The sequence below is a fragment of the Vibrio sp. 779(2023) genome (genome assembly GCF_033344285.1).
Taxonomy (GTDB): domain Bacteria; phylum Pseudomonadota; class Gammaproteobacteria; order Enterobacterales; family Vibrionaceae; genus Vibrio; species Vibrio alginolyticus.
Genome location: NZ_JAWPOM010000002.1, coordinates 483,494 through 495,518, shown reverse-complemented (window position 1 = coordinate 495,518; position 12,025 = coordinate 483,494). Strand labels below are relative to the sequence as shown.

The 12,025-nt window shown below is 46.9% G+C and carries 10 protein-coding genes; 4 read left to right on the top strand and 6 right to left on the bottom strand.

Annotation, left to right across the window (positions count from 1 at the left end; translation table 11 throughout):
• Window positions 1–231: 231 nt before the first annotated feature.
• From R8O70_RS04925 to R8O70_RS04910, 4 genes are read right to left on the bottom strand one after another with little or no spacing between them, the layout of a single operon-like run.
• Entirely contained in the window at window positions 232–1,800 is a 1,569-nt protein-coding gene (locus tag R8O70_RS04925; protein ID WP_042523865.1) for a hypothetical protein, read from the bottom strand.
• A gap of 2 nt (window positions 1,801–1,802) precedes the next feature.
• Window positions 1,803–2,375 (bottom strand): sigma-70 family RNA polymerase sigma factor, encoded by a 573-nt coding sequence (locus R8O70_RS04920; protein ID WP_005379118.1) that lies wholly within the window; start codon window positions 2,373–2,375, stop codon window positions 1,803–1,805.
• Window positions 2,376–2,377: 2 nt separating this feature from the next.
• Complete coding sequence (locus R8O70_RS04915) at window positions 2,378–3,850, bottom strand: hypothetical protein (protein ID WP_042523863.1); 1,473 nt, start codon at window positions 3,848–3,850, stop codon at window positions 2,378–2,380.
• Between the two features lie 13 nt (window positions 3,851–3,863).
• Window positions 3,864–5,216: a serine/threonine-protein kinase gene (locus R8O70_RS04910; protein ID WP_005384231.1), complete on the bottom strand. Its 1,353-nt coding sequence runs from the start codon at window positions 5,214–5,216 to the stop codon at window positions 3,864–3,866.
• A gap of 219 nt (window positions 5,217–5,435) precedes the next feature.
• Between R8O70_RS04910 and R8O70_RS04905 the strand changes: the two genes are divergently transcribed.
• The 4 genes from R8O70_RS04905 to R8O70_RS04890 all read left to right on the top strand — a co-directional run bounded on the left by R8O70_RS04905 (window position 5,436) and on the right by R8O70_RS04890 (window position 8,434).
• Entirely contained in the window at window positions 5,436–6,443 is a 1,008-nt protein-coding gene (locus R8O70_RS04905) for a substrate-binding domain-containing protein (RefSeq protein WP_005379123.1), read from the top strand.
• A 55-nt stretch (window positions 6,444–6,498) separates the two neighbouring features.
• The gene (locus R8O70_RS04900) at window positions 6,499–7,434 is read left to right on the top strand and encodes a LysR family transcriptional regulator (RefSeq protein ID WP_005379132.1); all 936 of its coding nucleotides are present in this window, start codon (window positions 6,499–6,501) and stop codon (window positions 7,432–7,434) included.
• Between the two features lie 269 nt (window positions 7,435–7,703).
• Window positions 7,704–8,108, top strand: coding sequence for an SMR family transporter (locus R8O70_RS04895; protein WP_017821127.1), 405 nt, complete (start codon window positions 7,704–7,706; stop codon window positions 8,106–8,108).
• Complete coding sequence (locus R8O70_RS04890; protein WP_005478614.1) at window positions 8,105–8,434, top strand: SMR family transporter; 330 nt, start codon at window positions 8,105–8,107, stop codon at window positions 8,432–8,434. Before R8O70_RS04895 ends, R8O70_RS04890 begins: the two co-directional genes overlap by 4 nt.
• Window positions 8,435–9,613: 1,179 nt before the next feature.
• Here R8O70_RS04890 and edd read toward each other — a convergent pair.
• Both edd and R8O70_RS04880 read right to left on the bottom strand, forming a co-directional pair.
• Entirely contained in the window at window positions 9,614–11,410 is a 1,797-nt protein-coding gene (edd, locus tag R8O70_RS04885; protein WP_318184066.1) for a phosphogluconate dehydratase, read from the bottom strand.
• Window positions 11,410–11,934 carry a gluconokinase gene (locus R8O70_RS04880; RefSeq protein ID WP_005379140.1) on the bottom strand — a complete coding sequence of 175 codons (525 nt, stop codon included), beginning with the start codon at window positions 11,932–11,934 and terminating at the stop codon, window positions 11,410–11,412. Before R8O70_RS04880 ends, edd begins: the two co-directional genes overlap by 1 nt.
• Window positions 11,935–12,025: the final 91 nt, after the last annotated feature.

Below are 12,025 nucleotides of genomic sequence, written 5' to 3'. Positions count from 1 at the left end.
AGAAAGTCGCTTTTTTTATTCTTTTTTTCTTTATATCTCACTAGTGAGATATAAGAGAGTGGTGTCTTTTTAATGACTATTGAGCTTAGGTTCAAGACACGAAAATCCGCACAAAACCCGTAAAATTTATTTCTATTTTTTGTCTATGATGGAAAATTTATAATTTGATCACGGTTCCAGTTTTATTTTGGAAATGATTGTTTTGTTAAAATAACCACCTGTAAAAAAGGTTTATTGGGTGTCGCTAAGGACAGGGGCGTGATAAATCATGTTGATCTTAAATTCCTCAACGCGATCAGCGAGCTCAGGTTTTGGACGTAAAATGTAGCTATACACCTCGCCATCAAGTAGCTCGTCGTAAGGGGAATAGTTAAGATCAAACGATAACGATTGTTGTCCAGTAGCGGGGGTGCTGATGAACTCGTGGCAATCAATTTGGTAAGTCGGATCGTCTGGGTTAGGGTCTGATATGATGTCGATTTGATAGTCTCCTTGACCAGCAATGACATGGCTGTGATACCAAATGGCGACATCGCTACAATACAGGTTAGGACCATAAGTGTGTAAATTGAAATCGGATTCGATGCTTTCACCATGAGGACCAATGACTTGAGTACCATAGTGATAAATATAATTGCCAACTTCAGCAACCAGATACCCCCCACTTGGGAGAGGTAGCAAATAATCAAAAAAGGAGATTTGATGCAGATATCGTCCTGTCGGTGCATTGATGCGCTTTTCCATGGACTGCTTGTTCTTTTGCATGGTATAGCTTTCGAATTGTTTACCATCAAACACGGTGGTGAAGTAGTTCCGAGTATCTTCATGAACCTGAGATGGGTATTCTTTTTTGATGGTCCAAATTTGGCGTACACCTTGGACATAAACGATCAACGAGTCATCACTGATTTTGTACTTGCCCACTTTTTTCAAGTCTCCCTTTTCAGGACACTGGCGTTTGTTGTGTGAGGCGGCATAACTTACTTCGCCCCCCTCAAACTGAAAGGCCTCGCAATACACCACTTCATACGCGTACGCGATACCGGCAAGATTTTGTGTCGTCTCTAGGCGATAAACTACATCGCCAACTAACGGATGTTCTGTGTCATTTTGATCGGGTGTGATAACGGGTAACTCAAAGCGCGTTGTGACCCATGCATGATCGCTATTACCGTGATAATCATCGCGCGCTGCTACCGCCAAATATGTGGTGGTTTTTATTTCCTCAGGCGCTCCTTGTACCATCATTTGTCCTTGGTTGAGGACTCTTAACCCATTGGCGTTTTCAAGCCAAATCTGAGTGGTGAGGAGATCGCCATCTGGGTCTTCAAAAAGCTGGTTAAGGTTGAGCGAATAACTCACCGGAGAGTTTTGTTTCAGCTCCCAAGCATAAATAATGGTTTGTAGCTGCTGTTCCACAGTGAGGTTGATGATGGGTTTATTATTCTCTGATGGGTCCTCTTGTGGTCGGCTGTTCTTATCACCCAATGCTGACTCGTAAAACGTGTTGTCTTCTGTGGTATGAAATGGATTCGTAACAGGGCCAGGTTGTCCTAAAAGGGCGGAGTTAAATGCGTCATCTCCCGTCTTTTTAGGAGTGCGATCCAACGCAGAACCTGTCAACGCTTGCTTTACTTCAACTAAAGATGTGCGCTCATATTGACGATGTGCTTGCTGGGTTGACTTGTCGGCGTTGTCTGACGAGTCTTTCACAGATGCCAAATTGTGTTTGTTTGAAATGAAGTAAATACCGAACAAACCGACGCATACTGCGCCGATTATCCAAAGCTTTTTGTTCATGATTACGTGTGCGCCATTCGTGATTGTAGCCAACTGCGAGAGAACTTGAGGTCTTTCTCTATCAGGCTTGCGCTGCACTCGAGTAGCTCACTGATTTCTTGGTTTTTCATGCCCATTAAATACTTGAGTTTGAGTGCGCTCGATTGGCGTGGATAGCGGCTACTGAAACTATCCAGAGCTTTATCCATGATAATCAATTGCTCGAAACGATCTTCTTCATCTCTCATCAATGTAATGTGTTGACGCTTTTGTGCTTGGTGCGAGCGTGCGTTGTCGATCAAGATTTGACGCATCACTTTGGCGGCCATCAAAAAGAAATCGCGCTTTGTTTCAATTTCACTCATGTCGCAGTTGGACATTTTCAGGTAAGCATCATGAATTAATGCCGTGGTGCTGTTGACGCTGTCTGCCAGTACTTTGTTGTCGGTGCCGTACTTTTCTGCATTTCGTTCACGCTCGTGCTGGGCGATCTTACGCAACTGTAAATAAGCAAACTGATAGAGCTCGCTCTCAGCTCGTTTATCACCAGATTGCCATTGTTGAATGATTTGTGTCAGTGCTACTGCTGTTGCCATGGTTATACATCCTCGCTCACTTTGACAAATTCAGAAATGGTGTGGGTTTCAATGCGATCGGAACCGTCTTGGTTGCGCAGAACATTTTGTTGATAGCGATATAAAATGCCTTGCTCCCAAGTTGCACCAGCTGGCAAGTATTCCCAGGTGGTGTAATTGATTTCAGATGGGGTTGTTGACCAACGTACCATGACGTTCATTTGCGCGAGTTCGGCTTTGGGGGCGCTATTGTTGACCCACCACATGTCGGCAAATTCGCGGGTAACATCTTGGGTGTACAGGCTTGTATCGGTTGGGCAGGTGTCCGTATTTTGCGGCAGTCGCATGACTTGTTGATGGCGCATCAATAGGCACGATTGTGTCATGGACTGTTGGTGGTATTCGGTTTGCTGCCACACACCGAGGTAGTCAATATCGTGTTCGCTAGTATTTGGATACGTAAACCAGAGCATTTCTGTGCGGTTATTGTGTTGGATGTTTTTTTTACGCCCGAGACCTTGTACTTTTTCCATCAATAACTCGGTGCTCGGATCAAAATTGAGGGCAACGGAGCGGTACTTCCAGTCACCTTCATCATCGAAGTCTTCGAGAGAGAAGCCATTCAAGTCGTTGCGGGTGCACCCTGTGATTGAACAACCAACGATATTAAACCAATCCGCAAACTTGCTTATCGGTTCGACGACATCTTCCGTGATAGGGCGCTTCATCGAGAGGAAGCAGCCTTGAAAATGGTCGCCAATGCTTGGGTGTTCAATCAATGAGTCTTTGGTGATAGTGAATCGAGTTTCACCAATAGGAGGACGATATTTGGGATGATGCTGATAGCGTAGATCGTAAGCACAAGCGCGGCCTTGCCAATCCTTCTTTTTGATGACGATGTTTTTGAACGTCATGTCGCGAGGTTCAAAAATGATCTCATCAGAGGAAAAGTTTTTTTCAATGTACTGCTGGCTTTCGTTTAGGTGCTCAATCGCCTCATTGACAGATACCCAATCGAGATTGAGGTAGCGTTTAGCGTCATCCAGGTAATTGAGATCAAGGCCTTTGAGCTGGCTTTGAAAGTGAGGATCAGAAAGCACACGGTTTGCTAGGACAATTTCCTCACGATTCTCAGGCGTGCTGTCGAGAGAAAGCAGCAGACGCGTCATATTGATGCTGCGGCTAGGTTTGGTTGTCGCCATCGTCGGCGTCAGCACTTCTTGGCTTGATAAGGTCGTCAGCAGATAACCTTTATCATCGTTACCAAGGAAGAAGCTAATTACATCACCGGGTTGGTAATGAAATGCACCTTGCTGAGTGACGCCAGTGATATTGGAACTGGTTTTGTAATACAGGCCAGTCACTGGGGCGTCGATAAAGTAGCCTTGCTTCAAGGTTGAAGCTGGTGGGTGTGAAGTGGCAACTGAAACGTCTGCTGCCAACGTGGACGTAGCCGTCAATGCAGACAGCCAAAATACCACTGAACGTGTATACATCTTGTTTTAAGCCTTATTGGTTGGTGCTGTCCTTAGACGCACAATTTGGCTGACAACTCATTGGTGTAGTTAGGTGCTTCTCTGGCACCGGTGTCATCATCGCCAACAACATTTTTTGTTTTATATGTTTGGGGATATCTGGGTTAGAGAGTATCCGCCTTCGTGTTAACTCCATCATGGAGTTCACTGAGAGATGTTCGACATTTTGCCCCTTCGCGTGGAAGATGAGGCGAGTCATTTCGTACATCATATCTTCTGCAATCTTCTTCTCTTGTTGCAGCTGGATATTCTTTTGCATCATGGCGCTGCCAAATAACACACCAGAGAGCACAATGATGCCTGACAATACCGAAGCAAGGGGACGTCGCTGTACCAAGCGAAAGGCGCTATACAATGGCCAGTTTTTTTTCTGCTCGATTGGGCGGCGTTCGATAATTCGTTCGATATCAATGCGCAATGCTCTAGCATCGGTATATCGCATTTGAGTGGCAGGACGCGTTGCGCGTCTTATCACCCAGTAAACATCAGACCAAATTGTTGGTGATGGAAACATCAAAGCGAGAATTTTGCCCAAGGAGTACACGTCGCTTTGCTCTGTTAGAACCTGTCCTGCTTGCTGCTCTGGGCTGGCAAAATTTTGGCTAAAAGCAATCAGCGCTGAGGGTGAGTCTTCTCGGTTGGAGTGCGCTTTTTGAGTCAAGTTGAAGTCAAGCAGCTTGGGACGCTTGCTACGATCAATCAGTATATTTTCTGGTTTTAGATCGGCATGCAAAACCTGGTGTTGGTGGGCGTGCTCCATCGCCTGACAGATCTGCTTAAACAGCAGCAGCTTCTCCGTTTTTTCTAGCTTATTTTCAGATAGGTACTCATCTAAAGTTTGACCAAACACCCGCTCCATCACGATGTAAACCGAATCTTGATGGAGACCGCCGTCAAACACTTTCGCGATGTAAGGATGGTTTAGACGCGCGAGAAGTTGAGCTTCATCGAAGAGTGCGCGTTGCCCTAACACATTACTCAAATTGCTTTGAATAAACTTGATAGCCAGATCTTGCTCGAACGTTTCATCTGCACGTAGAGCTGCGTATACGACACCCATGCCACCACGCCCCAACTCATGAGTTAGGCGGTACTTACTGATGATTTCTCCGCTTAGATCGACGTCTTGGTTCGTTGCCTGATGAGCACCAAAATAAAGTAACTGCGTTAGTTGTTCTTCCGGTGTCTCGTTGGCTAAAAGAGGAACGAGTTGTCGATACAGCTCAGGTTGACTTCGTTGCAATGCTTGGAGGTATTGCTGCTTTTGGGAGTCGTCCAGATCAAGCAGGTGGTAGTAAATCTGGGTTTCGCTAGAGCCTAACTGCACTGTGACTAATGTCTTATTCTTTTAGGTACGGCATTTTATAAGAACTTTGATATAAATGTCATTTATTTATTCGGTTTTGATTCACAATCCATGAAACGCAATTTGATGGCTAATGGAGTAATAACGTCATGATTTTGCGAATTATTTTCACTGAGCTTGTCGGCAGAGAGTCTATTCGTCATAATGTTACTTGTAACATTACTGATAAATCACATATTTATGGCTCAACAGAATAAGAAAACGCGTACGACATTGCAGGATGTCGCAGACCAGGTTGGTGTCACGAAGATGACCGTTTCACGCTATATGCGTAACCCTGAGTCGGTGGCAGAAAAGACTCGGGCTAAGATTGCGACTGCGATTGAAGAGATGGGTTACATCGAAAACCGTGCACCGGCGATGTTGTCAAAGTCCTCCAGTAAAGCCATTGGTATTTTACTGCCGTCTTTGTCCAACCAAATTTTTGCTTCCTTTGTTCAGGGCATAGAGATGGTGACCAAAGCCAATGGCTATGAGACGCTTTTAGCGCATTTTAGCTACGATGAGCTTGAAGAAGAGCGCAAGATCGCGTCATTACTCTCTTATCAAGTCGATGGACTTATTCTAACTGAAAGCCATCACACGCCGCGTACATTACAGATGATCAAAAATGCGGGCATTCCGGTGGTCGAAACCATGGAACTGCCATCGGAGCCGATTGATATGGCGGTTGGACTCGATCATGAAGATGCGTCGTACACCGTGGTTAAGCAGATGCTAGATACGGGGAAGCGTACAATCGTCTATTTTGGCGCGCGTCTGGATACGCGAACCAAATTGCGGATGCAAGGTTACGATCGCGCGATGACAGAAGCAGGGCTAGAACCCAAACATGTATTAACTGGTGATCATTCTAGTTTTTCTTTAGCGCATGATTTGCTCGAACGCGCACTGGAAATGCACCCAACGCTCGATGGGGTGTTCTGTACCAACGATGACATCGCAATTGGCACCATGCTGAGTGCGCAGCAACGTGGCATTCAAGTTCCACAGCAATTGGCAGTGGCGGGCTATAACGCGCTGGATATCGGTCAAACCATCAGCCCGAAACTGACCAGCGTTGATACGCCGCGTTTCCAAATTGGTGTAAAGAGCGCAGAGCTATTAATTGCGCGCCTGAAAGGCGAAACACAAGAAGAAAAAGTCTTCGATATGGGTTATCAGATCACGTCGGGAGAGAGTGTTTAACTAATTGTTAACTGCTCTTTGTATTCGCTCATCAATGGTATTGGTAGGTTAGGGTATGGCACATCAGCTGGATGCATTGGATCTCAACTTAATGCGTTTATTAAAAGCTGTGGTGGAAAACCGCAGCATCAAGCTGGCCGCAATGCAGCTTGGCATTTCTCAACCGAGCGCCAGCCGCGGCGTGATGAAGTTGAAGCAAGTGTTTGATGACCCGCTTTTTGTGCGTAAAGCACATGGGGTAGAGCCATCACCCATGGCGATTCGTCTCGCCGCCGAGTTCGACAATATGGTTGCACCACTGGAAAAAGTGGTGCAAGAATTTGAAGTGTTCGACCCACTGCAATACCAAGGGCAGATTGCGATTGTAACTGACCCTTATTTGATGGATGAGCAAGGGCAGCGACTGCTCACTGGTTGTCATCGAGCCTTTCCCAAAGCGCACTTTGCCTTTTCCAGCTGGAATACTTACTCGCACGATGAAATGTTAGAAGGTGAGCACGATTACTGCATTCTTGACCAAGAGACCGAGCTGTCGAAAGACATTTACATGCGCCCGTTATTCGTTGAAAAACGAGTGATTTTGGCGCGCAAAAACCACCCAACGTTGTCGAAAGTCAGCAATGATTGGGACACGGTGTCCAAACTACCACTCGTCTCTTTGCCTGCGCCTGCGTCATATAAACCGCTTTGTACCGTGGAGTCCGAGTATCGACGCATGGGTTATGAGCCAGTAGTGTTACTGAAGTCCTATAATTTGCGTTTGGCTTGCCAAATGTTGCAAGAAACCGACGCGATTATGTATGCCAGTCAAAGCTCGGCATTGTTGATGCCAGAACTCGCCTCTTACGCAATGCCACCCGTTAATCGTGAGTTTAGCCAGTTTGTTGTCTCTGGCGGTTTCCTTCAAACCAACCGCAACCATCCTTTGCACAGACACCTACATAAAGTGGTGCGACAAACCCTCAATACGCCGCTGATTTTTACGCAGTGACGTCACCTTATGGCATCGGCTGAATGAGAGAGTAGATGCTTTAACCTTATCAATATTGTGTGATTACATAGACAACTTACTTCTTAAGATATTCAAAAATGAATATCTCAATTACCTGTCTCTTTTTCCTACCCAGCGCTAATCTTATCTCAAATAGTCAGGAGAAGTGGCTCATTTTTATCTTTTTAACTTTTTGAATGTCGATACAGGTACGCGACATTCACCATTCTCCGTTATGCATTTTTTTAATTTCTGATGGAGGATTAATCATGCTAGTTGCACGTCTATTTTTATTGCTCGCCATCGTTGCCGAAGTAGCTGGCACCAGCACTATGTCTCTTATCGGACAAGGGCACGGGTGGTGGGGCTACATCGTAATGTATGTGCTGATCGCAATCTCTTACTACTTTCTTGCGTTTGCCGCGAAGAAAATATCTATCGGTGTGGCATACGCTGTCTGGGAAGGGTTAGGTATCTCGTTGATCACCGTGGTGTCGATCATCGCCTTTGATGCCAACTTAAACCATCAAGAGTTGTTTGGTTTGATGTTAGCCGTTGTTGGCATTGTGTGTGTGACCTTAGGGGAATCACATGGTCAACCTAACGCCAAGAAAAATGCCGATAAATCGGCAAAAGAACGTTCATTTTCTACTAGTACAAGGTGCGAATCATGAGTCAATTTTTTACGATGTCATTTGGATTTGTCGTGATGGCTGCCTTGGTCGATATCATGGCCAATATGGCGCTGACACGCTCAAAAGGTTTTAAATATAAAGGCTGGGGCATTGCGGCGATTGTGTTGGTACTGACAGCATTCACGCTGTTGGCACAAGCGGTGAAAGAGATCGACTTAGCCATTGCTTATGCCTCTTGGGGTGCGATCGGTATCTTGGGTACCGCAGTAGGTGGAGCCTTGCTGTTTAAGCAGAAACTCAAACCAATCGGCTGGTTTGGTATCTTTGTGGTGATTGCTGCCGTCGTGGTGATGAAGACCGCTTGATGTAATTTACTGAATGCTAGATATCGTCATTCTGAGCAGCAAGAGACGAGCAAGGTTCCTGATCTTGCTTAGTCTCGTCGGAATGACGGATTCATTCGTTTAAAAAGAACCGAGGCCAATCCTAAAGCTTGCCATTCTGAACTGCGAGGGACGGTCGTGATTCAGAATCTACCAACAAAAAGTGCTGTAGCAGAGGGGTTTTCTCTGGATTCACAGCACCTTGATATTAGATTCCTGATCTTGCTGAGGCTCGTCGGAATGACGGATTCATTCGTTTTTTAGAAAGAACCGAGGCCAACTCCAAAGCTTGCCATTCTGAATAGCGAGGGACGAGTGTGATTCAGAATCTACCAACACAAAAAGTGTTTCGGCAGAGGGGATTTTCTCTGGCTTCACAACACGTTGATAGTAGATTCCTGATATTGCTTAGGCTCGTCGGAATGACGGATTCATTCGTTTTTAGAAAGAGCAGTGGTCAATCCCAACGCTCGTCATTCTGAACAGCGAGGGACGAGCGTGATTCAGAATCTACCAACAAAAAGTGCTGTGGAAGAGGGGTTTTCTCTAGCTTCACAACACGTTGATAGTAGATTCCTGAGCTCGCCTAGGCTCGTCGGAATGACGGACTCATTCATTTTTAAAAAGAACCGAGGCCAACTCCAAAGCTTGCCATTCTGAATAGCGAGGGACGAGTGTGATTCAGAATCTACCAACACAAAAAGTGTTTCGGCAGAGGGGATTTTCTCTGGCTTCACAACACGTTGATATTAGATTCCTGATATTGCTTAGGCTCGTCGGAATGACGGATTCATTCGTTTTTAGAAAGAGCAGTGGCCAATCCCAAAAACTCGTCATTCTGAACAGCGAGGGACGAGTGTGATTCAGAATCTACCAACAAAAAGTGCTGTGGCAGAGGAGTTTTCTCTGGCTTCACGCATTTTGCTATTAGATTCCTGATCTCGCTTAGGCTCGTCGGAATGACGGATTCATTCGTTTTTTAGAAAGAACTGAGGCTAATCCCAAAGCTCGTCATTCTGAACAGCGAGGGACGAGCGTGATTCAGAATCTACCAACAAAAAGTGCAGTGGCAGAGGAGTTTTCTCTATCTTCACAACACGTTGATAGTAGATTCCTGATCTCGCCTAGGCTCGTCGGAATGACGAGGTCTTTCTTCTCGCCTTAAACAATGAAGCTTGCGCCTTCTTCTGCGCTAGAGACGTTTTGGCGGATCACGCTAAACAAGCCTCGTCCCCAGGTTTGTTGGGTAGATTCGGTGTCGAAATGAATCAACTCGCGACCAGTGGTATCGCTTAAGTTGTTCAGTTCGCCCGTTTGGCAATCAAGGCGAATCAAATCACCGTTGCGCACCAAACCAATCGCGCCACCACGAATGGCTTCTGGAGAAACATGAATCGCAGACGGAATTTTACCTGACGCGCCAGATAAACGACCGTCAGTAACCAACGCCACTTTAAAGCCCGCTTTTTGCACGTTACCTAAAATTGGCATCAGCTTGTGCAGTTCAGGCATGCCGTTTGCCGCTGGGCCGTTGTGTGTGACTACAACGATGCAATCTTTGTTCAGCTCACCACGTTTGTACGCGGCTTCCACTTCATGTTGGCATTGGAATACGATCGCTGGTGCCACAATCACGCGTTGCTCTTCTTTCACCGCAGACACTTTCACCACGGCTTTGCCTAAGTTGCCAGTCAGTACGCGAGTGCCGCCAGTATTTTGGAATGTGGCGTCTGGTTTGGCGATCACGTCACCGTCTTGGCTGCCTTGGCACGATGTCCAGGTCAGTTGGCCATCGACAAGGCTCGGTAGCGTCATTTGGTCTTCAAATTCACCAAACACGGGTTTCACATCGCGATGCAAAAGCTCGGATTGGTTCAAGCGGTGCAATAACGCGGGCACGCCCCCCGCGTCTTGGAACGCGTTCATATCGGCTGGGCCGTTCGGGTAAACGCGAGCTAACAAAGGAACCACATCCGACAGATCGCTGATGTCTTGCCACGTGAGCAAGATGCCAGCAGCACGCGCCACGGCGATCATATGAATGGTGTGATTGGTACTGCCGCCAGATGCGAGTAGAGCGATGATGCCGTTGACCAAGCTCTTTTCTGTGACCACTTCTGCCAACGGACGGAAGTGTGCAGAACCCGCCGTCATTGAGGCGATTTTCAGAGCCGCGTGATCGGTTAACGCTTTACGCAGTTGGGTATGGGGATGGATGAATGCCGAACCTGGCAGCATTAAGCCCATGGCTTCGAACACCAACTGGTTGGTGTTGGCTGTGCCGTAAAACGTACACGTCCCCGCAGAGTGGTAAGCGCGACACTCCATATCCAGCAGAGCGTCTTTGCCGACTTCACCCGCTGCGTATTTTTGGCGCACGTCGACTTTCTCTTCGTTGCTGATGCCCGTAGCCATCAGACCCGCTGGTACAAACGCAGTCGGCAGGTGCGCGTAAGACAGTGCGCCCATCAGTTGCCCCGGGGCGATTTTGTCACAGATGCCAAGCAGTAATGTGGCATCAAAGACATTGTGACTCAAAGACAACGCCGTTGATTGCGCAATTAAGTCACGTGAAAACAGCGACATATCCATGCCTGCTTGACCTTGAGTCACCCCATCGCACATCGCTGGCACACAACCTGCGACTTGCGCCGTATGGCCGTAGTCCGCCAGCACTTTTTTGATTTGTGCTGGGTAGTCTTGGTACGGCTGGTGGGCGCTCAACATGTCGTTGTAGGCGCTGATCAGCGCGACATTGGCATGAGTAAAATCGAGAATATTTTTCTTTTCAGAAGAGCAAGAAGCGGCGACTGCATGGGCTAAGTTACCACAAGATAAACCAACGCGGCCTTTGCCAGCTTCGGCTTGCACTTCGGTGCGAGCAAGAAAGGCAGCGCGCGCTTCGCGGCTGCGCTCGGTCAAGCGTTGTGTGACCTCAATAACAACAGAGTGAGTCATTACGCCACCTCGATCGCTTGCATTTTGATTAGCTCAGCGGCAGAGCGTTCCACCACGTCGCTGATGTCTCCGTCGATACTGACGATCAGAGTTTGAGGCTCGTTGTCTGGGCGCTCTAGTGTCTCGAATTGGCTCTTCACCATGTTTTCTTTCATGAAGTGGCCTTTGCGCATACGCATGCGATTAAGGATCAACTCCCTATCGCCATCAAGGAACAGGAAGGTCACGTTGTTGTTGCCTTCGCGGATCTGATCGCGGTAAATCTTTTTCAGTGCTGAACAGACAATAATGCCGTGTTCGTTTTTGCTTTCTAGGCTGTACGCCGCATCACGAATGCGTTCTAGCCATGGCTTGCGATCATCATCGTTCAGAGGCTGGCCCGATGCCATTTTCTGAATGTTCGCTCGTGGATGAAGATCATCACCATCAATGAATTTACGCCCTAGCTTTTTCGCTAGATGCTCACCAATTGTGCTTTTACCACTAGCACAAACGCCCATAACGATGACACTACTACCAGCCATAACTTATCCTCATAACCAAATTTGCGCGTGATCTCAATTTTTGAATTCACTTTAAAATATGGGTTTATCTTATTCATGTTATCGGTAACAT

Coding starts and splice junctions, on each gene's coding strand:
- R8O70_RS04880 (WP_005379140.1), bottom strand. CDS start 11,934: ATGGCTGGTAGTAGTGTCATCGTTATGGGCGTTTGTGCTAGTGGTAAA.
- R8O70_RS04915 (WP_042523863.1), bottom strand. CDS start 3,850: ATGTATACACGTTCAGTGGTATTTTGGCTGTCTGCATTGACGGCTACG.
- R8O70_RS04895 (WP_017821127.1), top strand. CDS start 7,704: ATGCTAGTTGCACGTCTATTTTTATTGCTCGCCATCGTTGCCGAAGTA.
- R8O70_RS04920 (WP_005379118.1), bottom strand. CDS start 2,375: ATGGCAACAGCAGTAGCACTGACACAAATCATTCAACAATGGCAATCT.
- R8O70_RS04925 (WP_042523865.1), bottom strand. CDS start 1,800: ATGAACAAAAAGCTTTGGATAATCGGCGCAGTATGCGTCGGTTTGTTC.
- edd (WP_318184066.1), bottom strand. CDS start 11,410: ATGACTCACTCTGTTGTTATTGAGGTCACACAACGCTTGACCGAGCGC.
- R8O70_RS04890 (WP_005478614.1), top strand. CDS start 8,105: ATGAGTCAATTTTTTACGATGTCATTTGGATTTGTCGTGATGGCTGCC.
- R8O70_RS04900 (WP_005379132.1), top strand. CDS start 6,499: ATGGCACATCAGCTGGATGCATTGGATCTCAACTTAATGCGTTTATTA.
- R8O70_RS04905 (WP_005379123.1), top strand. CDS start 5,436: ATGGCTCAACAGAATAAGAAAACGCGTACGACATTGCAGGATGTCGCA.